A 13848-nucleotide genomic window follows, 5' to 3' on the forward strand; every position below is an offset into this window, starting at 1 on the left:
GGTTTTCGAAAGTAACTGATCTGAAGTCTTGGAGTGACTCCTGTGGCTGCCAACTGCGACGTCTGCGGCAAGGGGCCGGGCTTCGGCAACAGCATCTCCCACTCTCACCGCCGTACCCCCCGTCGTTGGAACCCCAACATCCAGACGGTGCGCGCTGTGATTGGGCGGACGCCGAAGCGGCTCAACGTCTGCACCTCGTGCATCAAGGCCGGTAAGGTCTCGCGCTGACGCGCAGACCGGCATGCCGGTCCTCCAGTGAGTCGGTTCATCCCCGGATGAGCCGGCTTCGCTGTTTCCGGGCCCGGTCAGGCTTTCCGGACGCACCGGCGACGGGCGGACCCCCTCGGGGGCCCGCCCGTCGTCGTTCTCCGGCCGGCCGGACGGGCCCGCCAAGAGGGACTAGCGCCAGCGCCAGGCGTGGTCGACCGGGCCGATCCCGGCGCCCAGGGCGAAGCCCCCGGCGATCGCGCCGGTGACGTACTCCTTGGCCGAGCCCACCGCCTCGGGCAGCGACTCGCCCTTGGCCAGACCGGCCGCGATCGAGCTGGCCAGGGTGCAGCCGGTGCCGTGGGTGTGCCGGTTGTCGTAGCGCGGCGCGCGGTACCAGTGCACCTCGCCGGGCCCGCCGTACAGCAGGTCGGCGGCCTCGCCGGCCAGGTGGCCGCCCTTGACCAGCACCCAGCTCGGCCCGAGGTCCGCCAGCGCCTCGGCGGCGGACAGCATCTGCGACTCGTTCTCGACGGTGCGGCCGGTGAGCTGCGTCACCTCGTGCAGGTTGGGGGTGACCAGGGTGGCGACCGGCAGCAGCCTGGCGCGGACGGTGGCGACCGCCTCGGCGGCCAGCAGCGCGTCCCCGTGCTTGGAGACGCCGACCGGGTCGACCACCACCGGGGCGTCCACCCCGGCGAGCAGCTCGGCGACGGTCTCGACCAGTTCGATCGAGGCCAGCATGCCGGTCTTCACCGCCTGCACCCCGATGTCGTCCACCACGCTGCGGAACTGCGCCCGGACGGCTTCGGCCGGCAGTTCCCAGTAGCCCTGGACACCGAGCGAGTTCTGCGCGGTGACGGCGGTGATCACGCTCATGCCGTGGACGCCCAGGGCGAGCATCGCCTTGAGGTCGGCCTGGATGCCGGCGCCGCCGCCGGAGTCGGAGCCGGCGACGGTGAGCACGCGGGGAGGTGCGGTGGAGTGCATGCCGCCCAACCTACCCGCGCGGCTTCAGAGCACCGCCTCGGACTCCGCCCAGCGGTCCTCCGGCACGGTCTTCAGCCTGGTCACCGCGTCACCGATCGGCACCAGCTCGATGCCGGTCCGGCGCAGCGCGGTGAAGTGCCCGAACGCGCCCCGGTGGACGGCCTCCACCGCGTGCCAGCCGAAGCGGGTGGCGAGCACCCGGTCCCGGGCGGTCGGGGTGCCGCCGCGCTGGGTGTGGCCGAGGATGACCGGGCGGGCCTCCTTGCCGAGCAGGTTCTCCAGCTCGTGGGCCAGCCGGTTGCCGATCCCGCCGAAGGTGCGGTGGCCGTACTGGTCGACCTCGCCGTGGTCGAAGCGCATGGTGCCGGGCACCGGGGAGGCGCCCTCGGCGACGGCGATGATGGCGAACTTCTTGCCGCGGGCGAAGCGGTCCTCGACCATCCGGGCCACCGCCTCGATGTCGAAGGGCTTCTCCGGGATCAGGATGCCGTGCGCGCCGCCGGCCATGCCCGCGGTGAGGGTGATCCAGCCGGTGTGCCGGCCCATCAACTCGACCACCATGACGCGCTGGTGGGACTCCGCGGTGGTCTTCAGCCGGTCGATCGCCTCGGTCGCCACGTGCACCGCGGTGTCGAAGCCGAAGGTGACGTCGGTGGCGTCGATGTCGTTGTCGATGGTCTTGGGCACGCCGACCACCGGCAGCCCGGCCTCGCTGAACTGCTTGGCGGCGGTGAGCGTCCCCTCCCCGCCGATCGCGATCAGCGCGTCGATGCCGATGTCCCGGGCCAGCGTCTTGGCGTTCTCCACCGCCCACGCGATCCGCTCGCGCTGCACCCGGGCCGAGCCCAGGATGGTGCCGCCGAGGGTGAGCAGACCGGTGACGTCGTCGTGCGAGACCGGCCGGGTGCGGCCCTCGATCAGACCGAGGAAGCCGTCCAGGATGCCCACGATCTCGTCGCCGTGGACGTCCGTGCCCCGGTGCACGACCGAGCGGATCACCGCGTTGAGGCCGGGGCAGTCGCCGCCGCTGGTCAGGACACCGATGCGCATGTGTGGTGTGCTCTCGCTCGCAGTGGTTCAGACCACCCGCGCCGGACGGCGGGCGGGCCAGGATGACGCAAGCCTACGCAAATCGCACCCTCGAAGCCCGTCCGCCGCACCTGGGGAGCGTCACGTGCCGCACCGGCGTCCAGCCCGAATCCCCCGTCCGCCGTAGCTCATTCGGAGAAGTGGTCCCAGCCGCCGACCCGGTCCCAGGGCGCGCCGTCCACCGTCACCCGACCGCTGCGCGAGCCCCGCGGGCGGCCGGTCACCTCGCCCACCACCCGCCAGCGGGACGGGAGTTGGACCCCGCGCGGAAAGGTCGCCACGATCGCGTGGTCCTCCCCGCCGGAGAGCACCCAGACCAGCGGGTCCACCCCGACCGCCTGACCGATGTCGGCCATCTGCGCCGGGACGTCGAAGTCGGCGGCCTTGAGGTCGATGTCCACCTCGCTGGCCCGGGCCACGTGGCCGAGGTCGGCGACCAGCCCGTCGCTCACGTCGATCATCGAGGTCGCGCCCAACTCGGCGGCGGCCGGGCCCGCGTGGTACGGCGGCTCGGGCCGGCGGTGCGCCTCGACGAAGGCCCGCGGGGAGCGGAAGCCGCGCTGCAGCACGGTCAGTCCGGCGGCCGACCAGCCCAGCCAGCCGCACACCGCGACCACGTCGCCGACCTGGGCGCCGGAGCGCGTCACCGCCGCGCGCCCCTGGAGGTCGCCGAGCGCCGTGATGGCCAGCGTGACGGTGTCACCGCGCACCACGTCGCCCCCGACCACCGTCGCCCCGGCGACCTGGCACTCGTCGCGCAGCCCGTCCATCAGCTCGGTGGCCCAGGTGGTCGGCAGGTCGGCGGGGGCGACCAGGCCGAGCAGGATCGCGGTGGGCACCGCGCCCATCGCGGCCACGTCGGCGAGGTTCTGGGCGGCGGCCTTGCGGCCCACGTCGTAGGCGGTGGACCAGTCCCGGCGGAAGTGCCGGTGCTCGATCAGGACGTCCGTGGTGGCCACCACCCGGCCGTCCGGCGCCTTCACCACCGCGGCGTCGTCCCCGGGGCCGAGGTCGACCGCGTCGGTGAGCGGTACCCGCGCGGTCAGCTCCCTGATGAGGCCGAACTCGCCGAGCTCGCCCACGGTCCCCTGCATCTGCCGTCCTCTCGCATGTCCTTCCCGGATGGCACTGCCCTCCGGATTCCGGTCCCCGTCGCTCCCCCGCGCGCAGCGTACGCCCTTCGGGGGTGCGGAAGTCTCCCCTCCCCGGCCCGCTGCGCGGTAGCGTGGTGATCAGCCTGCCGGCGAGCCCGCACCCACCCCTGCGCCAGACCGCGCGGTCCCGGCGGCGATCCCCCCAACCAGGCCGCCGGGAGGTCACCCGTGGTACAGGCATACATCCTGATCCAGACCGAGGTAGGAAAGGCCACCGCGGTGGCCGAGACGATCGCCAAGATCCCCGGTGTGATCACCGCCGAGGACGTCACCGGACCGTACGACGTGATCGTCAAGGCCGAGGCCCCGACGGTGGACGACCTGGGCCGGATGGTGGTCGCCAAGGTCCAGAAGGTGGAGGGCATCACCCGCACCCTCACCTGTCCGGTGGTCCACCTGTAGTCCCCGGCTACCATCGGCGGGTGGCCCGACGACTCCGCATCCCCGAGGCGCTGACGGCGCTCCCCGCACCGATCCGCTGGCTGGCCCTGCCCGTCGCGCTGACCTGCACGGTCGTCCTGCTGGTCGGCAGTTGGGGTTCGGCCGACCAGGACGTGGCGGCCCCCCAGCCCAGCGGGAAGGCCGCCGACTACTGCCGGAAGCTGACCGCCGCGCTGCCCGCCGAGCTGCTCGGCCACGCCCGCAGGGACCCGTCGCCCGCCTCGCCGTACACGGCCGCCTGGGGCGACTCGCACCGGGTGGTGCTGCGCTGCGGCATCGACCGGCCGGAGGAACTGGACGGCGAGCACGCCAAGGACTGGTCCCCGACCGTCGACGACGTCACCTGGTGGTCCCAGCAGCTCGGCGACGGCGGCCACCGCTTCGTGACGACCATGCGCGCCGCCTACGTCGAGGTGACCGTCCCGGCCGGGGCCGCGCAGAACCCCTTCGACCCGGCGGCCGCCCTGACCGACGCGGTGAAGGCCAACATCCCGGGCTGACCCGGACCAGGGAACCCTCGGAGCCCGCTCCGCCTCGGTGGCGGAGCGGGCTCCGACGCGTACGGACCCGCTACCGCAGCCCGGTCGAGCGGCGCAGCGCGGTCTGCAGCAGCCGGTCGATCAGCTCCGCGTACGAGACTCCGCTGGCCTCCCACATCTTCGGGTAGGCGGAGATCGGGGTGAAGCCCGGCATGGTGTTGATCTCGTTGATCATCCAGGAGCCGTCCTCCAGCAGGAAGAAGTCCACCCGGGCCAGGCCCTCGCAGCCGAAGGCCTCGAACGCGGCCACCGCCTGGCGCCGGATCTCGGCGACCTCCGACTCGGTCAGCTCGGCCGGGATCCGCACCTCGGAGGAGTCGATGTACTTGGCCTCGAAGTCGTAGAAGTCGAAGCCCTCGCCGACCAGCACCTCGGCCGGGACGCTGGCCCGCGGGCCGTCCTCGAACTCCAGCACCCCGCACTCGATCTCGCGGCCGGACACGCCCGCCTCGATGATCAGCTTGGGGTCGTGCCGACGGGCCTCCTCGATCGCGGCGTCCAGCCCGGCCAGGTCACCGACCTTGGTGATGCCGATGCTGGAACCGGCCCGGCAGGGCTTCACGAACACCGGCAGACCGAGCTCGGCGACCCGCTCGCGCACCGCGGCGCGGCCCGCCTCGGTCTCCCAGTCGCGCGGCCGCACGATCGTGTAGTGGCCGACGCCCAGACCGTGCGAGGCCAGGATCCGCTTGGCGAACTCCTTGTCCATGCCGGCCGCGCTGGCCAGCACGCCGTTGCCGACGTACGGGACGCCGGAGAGCTCCAGCAGCCCCTGCAGGGTGCCGTCCTCGCCCCAGGGCCCGTGCAGCAGCGGGAACACCACGTCGACCTCACCGAGGGCCTTGGGGGCGCTCCCCGGCTCGCTCAGCAGCACCTCACGGCTGCCCGGGGAGACCGGCAGCGCGACCTGCCCGTCGACGGCCTCGGCGACGTGCGCCACGTCCGGCAGCCTGCCGTCGGTGATCGCCATCCGGGCCGGCTCGTCACTGGTCAGCGCCCAGCGGCCCTCGTGGGTGATGCCGATCGGCAGCACGTCGTACTTGTCACGGTCGATCGCCCGGAGAACGCTGCCCGCGGTGGAGACCGAGATCGCGTGCTCGGAGCTGCGCCCGCCGAAGACCAGCGCGACGCGCGGCTTCGGGGCGGACGGGTTCGGGGAGGTCTGTTCGATGCTCATATCGGGTTTGAGACTACCGTGCGAGGTGTTTCCGGGAAGTCAACGCCTTTCCGGAAGTCGCCGTCCGTCCGGGGCCTCCCGCCGGATCAGGGCCGGTGCGCCTGCCGGCGCTCCGCCTTCGCCGAACGGGACATCAGCGCCTGCAGCGCCTCCTGGGTCGGCCGCCCGTTGTGCACCACGTCCACCACGGCCTCGACGATCGGCATGTCGACGCCGCTGCGCCGGGCCAGGTCGAGCACCGACTCGCAGGACTTGACGCCCTCCGCGGTCTGCCGGGTGGCCGCGATGGTCTCGGCCAGCGACATCCCCCGGCCCAGGTTCATCCCGAAGGTGTTGTTGCGCGACAGCGGCGAGGAGCAGGTGGCGACCAGGTCGCCCATCCCGGCGAGCCCCGCGAAGGTGTGCGGGTCGGCGCCCAGCACCTCGCCGAGCCGGGTGGTCTCGGCCAGCCCGCGGGTGATCAGCGTCGCCTTGGTGTTGTCGCCGAGCCCCATCCCGGCCGCCATGCCGACGGCCAGGCCGATCACGTTCTTCACCGCGCCGCCGAGCTCGCAGCCGAGCACGTCGGTGTTGGTGTACGGCCGGAAGTACGGCGTGTGGCAGGCCGCCTGGAGCCGCTTGGCGACCGCCTCGTCGGTGCAGGCGACCACGCTGGCGGCGGGCTGCCGGTTGGCGATCTCCTTGGCCAGGTTGGGTCCGCTGACCACCGCGACCCGCTCCGGGCCGACCTTGGTGACCTCGTCGATCACCTCGCTCATCCGCTTGGCGGTGCCGAGTTCGATGCCCTTCATCAGGCTCACCAGCACGGTCTGCGGCTCGATCAGCGGGGCCCAGGCGGCCAGGTTGTCCCGCAGCGTCTGCGAGGGCACCACGAGCACCGCGAAGTCGGCGCCGGCCAACGCCTCGGCGGCGTCGGTGGTGGCCCGGACGGAGTCGGGCAGCCGGACGCCCGGCAGGTAGTCCGGGTTCTCGTGGGTGGTGTTGACGGCGTCCACCAGCTCCTGGCGGCGGGCCCACAGCACGACCTCGCAGCCCGCGTCGGCCAGCACCATCGCGAAGGCGGTGCCCCACGATCCGGTCCCCATCACTGCGCAGCGGGTCACCGGCCCGTCCCCTCGGTGTCGTTGTTCTGGTCGTTGTCCTGGGCGTCGCCCTTGGGGGCGCCCTTGGCCCGGCGGCGCTCGGCCAGCGCGGCGGCGGCCCGCTGGCGGGCGGCCCTGCGCATGTCGAAGCGCTCGGCCGGCGGCTGCTCGCCGCGGATGTCGGCGAGCACGGCGGTGATCGCCGTCATGATGTCCTCGGTGGCGTCGTTCAGCACCTGGGCGGTGAGCTCCTGGCCCTGGTACCTGCTCAGGTCGACCGCGGGCCCGGCCGCGACGGTCACCTTGTGGCGCGGGAACAGGTTGAACCTGCCCTTGCCGAAGCCGGTGCGGCCGTACGGCGGGATGATCTCGTGCGCGCCCCAGTGGGCGACCGGGATGACCGGCGCCCCGGTCATCAGCGCGACCCGGGCGACCCCGCTCTTGCCGGTCATCGGCCACAGGTCCGGGTCCCGGGTGAGCGTTCCCTCCGGGTAGAACTGCACGCACTGGCCGTTGTTGACGGCGTCGATCGCGGCCCGGAACGCCTGCGCGGCGTCGGTGGACTCGCGGAACACCGGAATCTGTCCGGTCTTGCGCAGCATGAATCCGATGAAGGGAATCGAGAACAGCGAGGACTTGCCGAGAATCCGCGGGGGGCGGCCGCTGTTGTACTGCCAGTGCGCGTAGATCACCGGGTCGATGATCGAATTGTGGTTCACCGCGGCGATGAAGCCGCCTTCTTTCGGAAGGTGCTCCCAGCCCCGCCAGTCGGGCTTCACCAGGACGGTGTTCACCGGCTTCACCAGCACGGCCGCGAAGCGGTACCAGATCCCGTAGTCGGCGTTGCCGAACTTGGCGTACGAGCGGCGGGCCACCCCAGCTCCTTCTCATCCGATGCGGCACGTGGGGTGCCGCGGTCATGACCTCCCGGTGCCGCGCACCGCTGCGACCGGGGCCCGGCTCACGGGCGCGGAACAGTGTCGCCCGCCTGCTCACCGACTGTCGAGCGACCGCGCCAACCCGTCGGGCGGGCGTGATCAAACGCACGTCCGCACAGCTCGGACGGCCTGGCGAGGGCTCCGGGACCGGCGACAGAATGACGCCGATGACCCAGGACACCGTACGCCCCAGCGGGCCCGTCGCGCCCGCCGCACCCGCCGCCGACTGGTCGCTGGTGCTGCCGCTCAAGCCGCTCGCCCTGGCGAAGAGCCGACTGGCCCCCTACGCCGGGCCGCACCGGGCCGAGCTGGCCCTGTCCTTCGCCCTGGACACGGTCACCGCCGCGCTGGCCACCCCGGGCGTCTCGCGCGTCCTGGTGGTCACCCGGGACGCCACCGCCGGTGCCCGACTGGCCGAGCTCGGCGCCGTGGTGGTCGCCGACGAGCCCGGCGGCGGCCTCAACCGGGCGCTGGCGCACGGCGCCTCGGCCGCCCTGGCCCTCGCCCCGCGGACCCCGCTGGCCGCCCTCTCCGCCGACCTGCCGGCCCTGCGCCCGGCCGAACTCGCCCGGGTGCTGGGCGCGGTGCCGACGGACGGCCGGGCCTTCCTGGCGGACTCCCCCGGCCTCGGCACCACCCTGCTCGCCAGCACCCCCGGGCGTCCGCTGTCCCCCGCCTTCGGGGACGGCTCACGGGCCCGGCACGCGGCCGGCGGGGCGCTCGAACTGCGCCTGCCGGACGTGGAGTCGGTGCGTCGGGACGTCGACACCGGCGCCGATCTCGGCGAGGCCGCGGTGCTCGGCCTCGGCCCGTACACCCGTGCGCTGTTCGCCCGCCTGGACCGCTGCTGACCGGCCGGATCGTCCGACCCCCTCGCTATGCTGCTGACATGCAGGCCACCGCGTTCACCTTCGACCCCGCCACCCGGGCCGGCTCCGTGCTGCTCGACGACGGGACCCCGGTGCCGTTCGACACGGCCGCCTTCGACGCCGGCGGCCTGCGGCTGTTGCGGCCCGGCCAGCGGGTGCGGATCCGCACCGAGGGCACCGGCGGGGCCCGCCGGGTGGTCTTCGTGACCCTGCAGACCTTCCCCGACCCGGCCGACGGGCGCTGAGCCCCCCCTCCACCGCCCGGTTCCCGCAGGTCGCACGGTTCCCCGTGCCCGGCCGACGGCCGCCCTCGATTCCTGACTGAGCGCCCGGATATCGAAAGAGCCGCGGCCACCCCTCCCGCGCAGTGCGGGGTCGGGTGGCCGCGGCTCCGAAGCGAAGACCCGTCCGAGGACGGTCGCGCGGGACTTACTTGGCCGAGGCCTTGCGCGCGGTGGTCTTGCGGGTGGCGGTCTTCTTCGCCGGCGCCGTCTTCTTGGCCGTGGCGGTCGCCTTCTTGGCGGTGGCCGTGGTCTTCTTGGCGGCGGCCGTGGTGGTCGCCTTCTTGACGGCGGCCGTCTTCTTGGTCGCGGCGGCCTTGGTCGCAGCGGCCTTGGTCGCGGTCGCCGTGGTCTTCTTGGCAGCGGCGGTGGTGGCCTTCTTGGTGGCGGTCGCCTTCTTCGCGGCGGTGGCCGTGGTCTTCTTGGCGGCAGCCGTGGTGGTCGCCTTCTTGGCGGCGGCCTTCTTGGCCGGGGCGGCGGCGGCAGCGGTGGCGGCGCGCTTGGTGGCGGCACGCTTGGCGGCCGGGGTCGCGGCGACACCGGTCTTGCCCGGGGTGAGCGAGCCCTTGGGGGCCTTCTTCACCGAGGGGCCTTCCTTCGGCAGCTTCTTGCTGCCGCTGACCAGGTCCTTGAAGCCCTGACCCGGACGGAAGCGGGGGACCGAGGTCTTCTTGACCTTGACCCGCTCGCCGGTCTGCGGGTTGCGGGCGAAGCGCGCGGAGCGCTCCACCTTCTCGAAGGTGCCGAAACCGGTGACCGAAACCCGGTCACCGGCCACAACGGCACGGACCATGGTGTCGAGCACTGCGTCGACGGCCTCTGCGGCAGCCTTGCGACCGCCCAGCTGCTCGGCCACCGCTTCGACAAGCTGAGCCTTGTTCACGTCTTCCCCTTCGGAAACGGGCGCCGGATGATTCCATCCGTTCTTTTCGCACGTTAGGTATGTATCTGCGGACTTTCAATTACCAAACGCGCGAATCACCCTAGTGTCGCAATGGATTTGCGCGTCCGCGACCTCAGTCGAGGGGCGGGCGCCCCTCGTCGAGGTCATGTACAAAGCGACTCAACCGCCTTGCCGCCTCCGGAAGATCGCGCTTGGCGGTCTCCGTGACGATGAGCAGTTGACGGGTGAGAGCGGTCTTTGCATCGACAGACACGTTCAGCGCATGCACGCGGGCGTGAGCTTGCTTCAACCGCTCGGCCACAAGCGCGTAGAGCGCTGCGACTTCCTGGTCGTCCGGCGCCTCAGCTGGTGTTGCGGAGGTGACGTCCGGCCGATCGTCAATTCGGCGTTCGGATCCCCGGCCCGTGGACTCCTCGGACGCGGGTTCGCCGCCCGCGTACGGAGGTTCATGGTGCCGGTGCATGTACTGATTGTGCCATCTACCCGCAGTTGTACTTGCGCGGGGCCCTCTTCCGCAAAGCCGAATGGGCAATCCGGGGAGGGGGCACCGCTAACTCGTGCTCCGGAACGCCGGATGGCCCGGCCCCCCCGAAGGGGAGCGCGGGCCATCCGGTGGATCGTCCGATTGCCTGTTCTGAGGGGAACTCAGGAGACAGGCAGAGTACGGGGCTTGAAGGCCGGACGGGTCGCCTCGTAGGCGGCGATGTCGGCCTCGTTCGCCAGCGTGATGCTGATGTCGTCCAGGCCGTTGAGCAGCCTCCACCGGACGTTGTCGTCCAGTTCGAAGGACTCGACGACTCCTTCGGCCCGGACTTCGCGCTTCTCCAGATCAACGGTGATCTCGGCCAAAGGGTCACTCTCGGTGAGCGACCAGAGTCGTTCCACGACCTCCTGCGGCAGCACGACGGTCAGCAGACCGTTCTTCAGGGAGTTGCCCCGGAAGATGTCGGCGAAGCGCGAGGAGATGACCGCGTGGAAGCCGTAGTTCTGCAGCGCCCAGACGGCGTGCTCGCGGGAGGAGCCGGTGCCGAACTCCGGTCCGGCCACCAGGACGGTGGCACCCCGGCGCTCGGGCCGATTGAGGACGAACGACTCGTCCTTGCGCCAGGCTTCGAACAGGCCGTCCTCGAAACCGGATCGGGTGACCTTCTTGAGCCAATGGGCCGGGATGATCTGGTCGGTGTCCACGTTGCTGCGGCGCAGCGGGACGGCCCGGCCGGTGTGGGTGGTGAACTTCTCCATGGCTCAGGCCTCCACGGCGACGTTGGCGGATGCGGCGGACAGGTCGGCGGGAGCCGCCAGCCGGCCCAGGACGGCGGTCGCGGCGGCGACCTGCGGGGAGACCAGGTGGGTGCGGCCGCCCTTGCCCTGCCGGCCCTCGAAGTTGCGGTTCGAGGTGGAGGCGCAGCGCTCCCCGGGGGCGAGCTGATCGGGGTTCATGCCCAGGCACATCGAGCAGCCGGCGTGCCGCCATTCGGCCCCGGCGGCGGTGAACACCTTGTCCAGGCCCTCCTCGACGGCCTGCAGGGCGACCCGCACCGAGCCGGGGACGACCAGCATCCGCACGCCGCCGGCGACCGAACGGCCCTCCAGGACCGCGGCCGCGGCCCGCAGGTCCTCGATCCGGCCGTTGGTGCAGGAGCCGACGAAGACCGCGTCGACGGCGACCTCGCGCAGCGGGGTGCCGGGCGTGAGGCCCATGTACGTCAGGGCGTTCTCGGCGGCCGCGCGCTCCTGCGGGTCGGCGAAGTCCTGGGGGTCCGGGACGGCCGAGCCGAGCGGGAGGCCCTGGCCCGGGTTGGTGCCCCAGGTGACGAACGGGGTGAGGGTGCTCGCGTCGATGACCACCTCGTGGTCGAAGACCGCGTCCTCGTCGGTGACCAGGGTCCGCCAGTACTCGACGGCGGCGTCCCAGTCCTCGCCGTGCGGGGCGTGCGGACGACCCTGGAGGTAGGCGAAGGTGGTCTCGTCCGGGGCGATCATCCCGGCCCGGGCGCCGGCCTCGATGGACATGTTGCAGACGGTCATCCGGGCCTCCATGGACAGGCTCCGGATCGCCGAACCGCGGTACTCCAGGACGTAGCCCTGGCCGCCGCCGGTGCCGATCTTCGCGATGACGGCCAGGATCAGGTCCTTGGCCGTGACGCCCTCGGGGAGTTCACCCTCGACGGTGACGGCCATGGTCCGGAACGGCGCCAGCGGCAGGGTCTGGGTGGCCAGCACGTGTTCGACCTGGCTGGTGCCGATGCCGAACGCCAGTGCGCCGAAGGCGCCGTGGGTGGAGGTGTGGGAGTCGCCGCAGACCACGGTGGTGCCGGGCTGGGTCAGGCCGAGCTGGGGGCCGACCACGTGCACCACGCCCTGCTCGACGTCGCCGAGCGAGTGGATCCGGACGCCGAACTCGGCCGCGTTGCGGCGCAGGGTCTCCAGCTGCACCCGGGAGACCGGGTCGGCGATCGGCTTGTCGATGTCCAGGGTCGGGGTGTTGTGGTCCTCGGTGGCGATCGTCAGATCGGTGCGGCGGACCTTCCGGCCGGCCAGCCGCAGCCCGTCGAAGGCCTGCGGGCTGGTCACCTCGTGGAGCAGGTGCAGGTCGATGAACAGGAGGTCGGGCTCGCCCTCCGCGCGCCGCACGACGTGGTCGTCCCAGACCTTCTCTGCGAGTGTCCGTCCCATCGGATTCCCTCCAGCCGGCCGCGTTGCCGGCCTTCTCGTGTCGTCGAGGTCAGCTGCCCACGCCGCCCCTGCGGAGCGCGTTCGCGAGACCTGCACACCGGATCGCTGTCCACGATGCGGACACTCTGACGAGGTCCCATCCTGGATGTCTCCCGGGCTGCTGCATCCAGGGTGGCGCTTTTCGCCGGAGATTGAACTTGCGTCTCGCGGAATGAGACTGCAGTCTTAGCGCATGGACAACACTAGCGGCGTCGGCGTTCTCGACAAGGCCGCTCTGGTGCTGAGCGCACTGGAGTCGGGCCCCGCCACGTTGGCGGGGCTGGTCGCCGCCACCGGTCTGGCGCGCCCCACGGCCCACCGGCTCGCCGTCGCACTCGAACACCACCGTCTGGTCACCCGGGACATGCAGGGGCGGTTCATCCTCGGCCCCCGACTGTCCGAACTCTCCGCCGCGGCGGGCGAGGACCGGCTGCTCGCCACCGCGGGCCCGGTCCTGACCCACCTGCGCGACGTCACCGGCGAGAGCGCACAGCTCTACCGCCGGCAGGGCGAGATGCGGATCTGCGTGGCCGCCGCCGAGCGGCTCTCCGGTCTGCGGGACACCGTCCCGGTCGGCAGCACCCTGCCGATGAAGGCCGGCTCGGCCGCCCAGGTCCTGCTGGCCTGGGAGGAGCCCGAGCGGCTCCACCGCGGCCTCCAGGGTGCCCGGTTCACCGCCACCGCGCTGAGCGGCGTGCGGCGGCGCGGCTGGGCCCAGTCGATCGGCGAGCGGGAGCCGGGCGTCGCGTCCGTCTCCGCGCCCGTCCGCGGCCCCTCCAACCGCGTGGTGGCCGCCGTCTCCGTCTCCGGCCCGATCGAGCGCCTGACCCGCCACCCGGGCCGGCTGCACGCCCAGGCCATCATCGAGGCCGCGAACCGGCTCACCGAGGCGCTGCGCCGGAGCTGACCCGGCCGACCGACTCCCCCACCCACCCCCACTCCCCCCACCGAAGAACACGAAGGCCCCGCTCGGAGTCGAGCGGGGCCTTTCGAGATATTCGTGTCGGAAAGCAAAAAGACCCCGCCGGGCGGGGCCTTTCATTTTCTGGCTGGGGTACCAGGACTCGAACCTAGACTAAATGAACCAGAATCACTCGTGCTGCCAATTACACCATACCCCAACGCAAAGCAAGGGCCGATGGTCATGCCCTCGGAAGGGCCACAGCCATCGGCTTCCTGCTCTGAAGTACCCCCGACCGGATTCGAACCGGCGCTACTGCCGTGAGAGGGCAGCGTGCTAGGCCGCTACACAACGGGGGCATCCTGGCGATCCCTTGCGGGATCAGTACCCCCGACCGGATTCGAACCGGCGCTACTGCCGTGAGAGGGCAGCGTGCTAGGCCGCTACACAACGGGGGCTTTCCAGGCGATCCCTTGCGGGATCAGTACCCCCGACCGGATTCGAACCGGCGCTACTGCCGTGAGAGGGCAGCGTGCTAGGCCGCTACACAACGGGGGCTTG

16 protein-coding genes and 4 tRNA genes are annotated in these 13848 nt (G+C 72.0%); 6 read left to right on the top strand and 14 right to left on the bottom strand.

What is annotated here, in order from left to right; all coding sequences use genetic code 11:
* Window positions 1–42: 42 nt before the first annotated feature.
* The gene (gene rpmB, locus ACIP4P_RS40105; RefSeq protein WP_014138233.1) at window positions 43–228 is read left to right on the top strand and encodes a 50S ribosomal protein L28; all 186 of its coding nucleotides are present in this window, start codon (window positions 43–45) and stop codon (window positions 226–228) included.
* 171 nt (window positions 229–399) lie between these two features.
* Here rpmB and thiD read toward each other — a convergent pair whose 3' ends face one another.
* The 3 genes from thiD to ACIP4P_RS40120 all read right to left on the bottom strand — a co-directional run bounded on the left by thiD (window position 400) and on the right by ACIP4P_RS40120 (window position 3380).
* Window positions 400–1197, bottom strand: coding sequence for a bifunctional hydroxymethylpyrimidine kinase/phosphomethylpyrimidine kinase (gene thiD, locus ACIP4P_RS40110; RefSeq protein WP_400927883.1), 798 nt, complete (start codon window positions 1195–1197; stop codon window positions 400–402).
* A 24-nt stretch (window positions 1198–1221) separates the two neighbouring features.
* Window positions 1222–2247: an ATP-dependent 6-phosphofructokinase gene (locus ACIP4P_RS40115; protein ID WP_350515272.1), complete on the bottom strand. Its 1026-nt coding sequence runs from the start codon at window positions 2245–2247 to the stop codon at window positions 1222–1224.
* A gap of 167 nt (window positions 2248–2414) precedes the next feature.
* Window positions 2415–3380, bottom strand: a complete 966-nt coding sequence (locus tag ACIP4P_RS40120) for a thiamine-phosphate kinase (protein ID WP_400927887.1) — start codon at window positions 3378–3380, stop codon at window positions 2415–2417.
* A 228-nt stretch (window positions 3381–3608) separates the two neighbouring features.
* Between ACIP4P_RS40120 and ACIP4P_RS40125 the strand changes: the two genes are divergently transcribed.
* A complete protein-coding gene (locus ACIP4P_RS40125) occupies window positions 3609–3842 on the top strand; it encodes an Lrp/AsnC ligand binding domain-containing protein (RefSeq protein WP_350515270.1) in 234 nt (77 codons plus the stop codon).
* A 20-nt stretch (window positions 3843–3862) separates the two neighbouring features.
* Window positions 3863–4381 (top strand): DUF3515 domain-containing protein, encoded by a 519-nt coding sequence (locus ACIP4P_RS40130; protein WP_400927891.1) that lies wholly within the window; start codon window positions 3863–3865, stop codon window positions 4379–4381.
* A gap of 70 nt (window positions 4382–4451) precedes the next feature.
* Here ACIP4P_RS40130 and ACIP4P_RS40135 read toward each other — a convergent pair whose 3' ends face one another.
* The 3 genes from ACIP4P_RS40135 to ACIP4P_RS40145 form a co-directional block, all read right to left on the bottom strand.
* Complete coding sequence (locus tag ACIP4P_RS40135) at window positions 4452–5597, bottom strand: D-alanine--D-alanine ligase family protein (RefSeq protein ID WP_400927894.1); 1146 nt, start codon at window positions 5595–5597, stop codon at window positions 4452–4454.
* Between the two features lie 86 nt (window positions 5598–5683).
* Window positions 5684–6682: an NAD(P)H-dependent glycerol-3-phosphate dehydrogenase gene (locus tag ACIP4P_RS40140; protein ID WP_350515267.1), complete on the bottom strand. Its 999-nt coding sequence runs from the start codon at window positions 6680–6682 to the stop codon at window positions 5684–5686.
* 14 nt (window positions 6683–6696) lie between these two features.
* Window positions 6697–7554, bottom strand: a complete 858-nt coding sequence (locus tag ACIP4P_RS40145; RefSeq protein WP_400927897.1) for a lysophospholipid acyltransferase family protein — start codon at window positions 7552–7554, stop codon at window positions 6697–6699.
* 230 nt (window positions 7555–7784) lie between these two features.
* On the opposite strand from ACIP4P_RS40145, the gene cofC reads away from it, so the two are divergent.
* Both cofC and ACIP4P_RS40155 read left to right on the top strand, forming a co-directional pair.
* Window positions 7785–8468: a 2-phospho-L-lactate guanylyltransferase gene (gene cofC, locus ACIP4P_RS40150; RefSeq protein ID WP_350515265.1), complete on the top strand. Its 684-nt coding sequence runs from the start codon at window positions 7785–7787 to the stop codon at window positions 8466–8468.
* Between the two features lie 38 nt (window positions 8469–8506).
* On the top strand, window positions 8507–8731 hold the full coding sequence (locus ACIP4P_RS40155; protein WP_350515264.1) for a hypothetical protein: 225 nt from the start codon (window positions 8507–8509) through the stop codon (window positions 8729–8731).
* Between the two features lie 184 nt (window positions 8732–8915).
* On the opposite strand, the gene ACIP4P_RS40160 is transcribed toward ACIP4P_RS40155, so the two are convergent.
* The 4 genes from ACIP4P_RS40160 to leuC all read right to left on the bottom strand — a co-directional run bounded on the left by ACIP4P_RS40160 (window position 8916) and on the right by leuC (window position 12347).
* Window positions 8916–9650 carry an HU family DNA-binding protein gene (locus ACIP4P_RS40160; protein ID WP_350515263.1) on the bottom strand — a complete coding sequence of 245 codons (735 nt, stop codon included), beginning with the start codon at window positions 9648–9650 and terminating at the stop codon, window positions 8916–8918.
* Between the two features lie 133 nt (window positions 9651–9783).
* The gene (locus tag ACIP4P_RS40165; protein ID WP_400927902.1) at window positions 9784–10134 is read right to left on the bottom strand and encodes a hypothetical protein; all 351 of its coding nucleotides are present in this window, start codon (window positions 10132–10134) and stop codon (window positions 9784–9786) included.
* 182 nt (window positions 10135–10316) lie between these two features.
* Window positions 10317–10913, bottom strand: coding sequence for a 3-isopropylmalate dehydratase small subunit (gene leuD, locus ACIP4P_RS40170; protein WP_400927905.1), 597 nt, complete (start codon window positions 10911–10913; stop codon window positions 10317–10319).
* Window positions 10914–10916: 3 nt separating this feature from the next.
* Window positions 10917–12347, bottom strand: coding sequence for a 3-isopropylmalate dehydratase large subunit (leuC, locus tag ACIP4P_RS40175; protein WP_400927907.1), 1431 nt, complete (start codon window positions 12345–12347; stop codon window positions 10917–10919).
* 232 nt (window positions 12348–12579) lie between these two features.
* Here leuC and ACIP4P_RS40180 point away from each other — a divergent pair, with 232 nt between their 5' ends.
* Window positions 12580–13293 (top strand): IclR family transcriptional regulator, encoded by a 714-nt coding sequence (locus ACIP4P_RS40180; RefSeq protein ID WP_030246527.1) that lies wholly within the window; start codon window positions 12580–12582, stop codon window positions 13291–13293.
* A 139-nt stretch (window positions 13294–13432) separates the two neighbouring features.
* On the opposite strand, the gene ACIP4P_RS40185 is transcribed toward ACIP4P_RS40180, so the two are convergent.
* The 4 genes from ACIP4P_RS40185 to ACIP4P_RS40200 all read right to left on the bottom strand — a co-directional run bounded on the left by ACIP4P_RS40185 (window position 13433) and on the right by ACIP4P_RS40200 (window position 13845).
* A tRNA-Gln gene (locus tag ACIP4P_RS40185) sits at window positions 13433–13507 on the bottom strand.
* A gap of 66 nt (window positions 13508–13573) precedes the next feature.
* Window positions 13574–13646 (bottom strand) — tRNA-Glu (locus ACIP4P_RS40190).
* A gap of 26 nt (window positions 13647–13672) precedes the next feature.
* Window positions 13673–13745: transfer RNA gene (locus ACIP4P_RS40195), tRNA-Glu, on the bottom strand.
* 27 nt (window positions 13746–13772) lie between these two features.
* Window positions 13773–13845, bottom strand: a tRNA-Glu gene (locus ACIP4P_RS40200).
* Window positions 13846–13848: the final 3 nt, after the last annotated feature.

Origin of the sequence: Kitasatospora sp. NPDC089509, assembly GCF_044749365.1 — a bacterium.
GTDB lineage: Bacteria > Actinomycetota > Actinomycetes > Streptomycetales > Streptomycetaceae > Kitasatospora.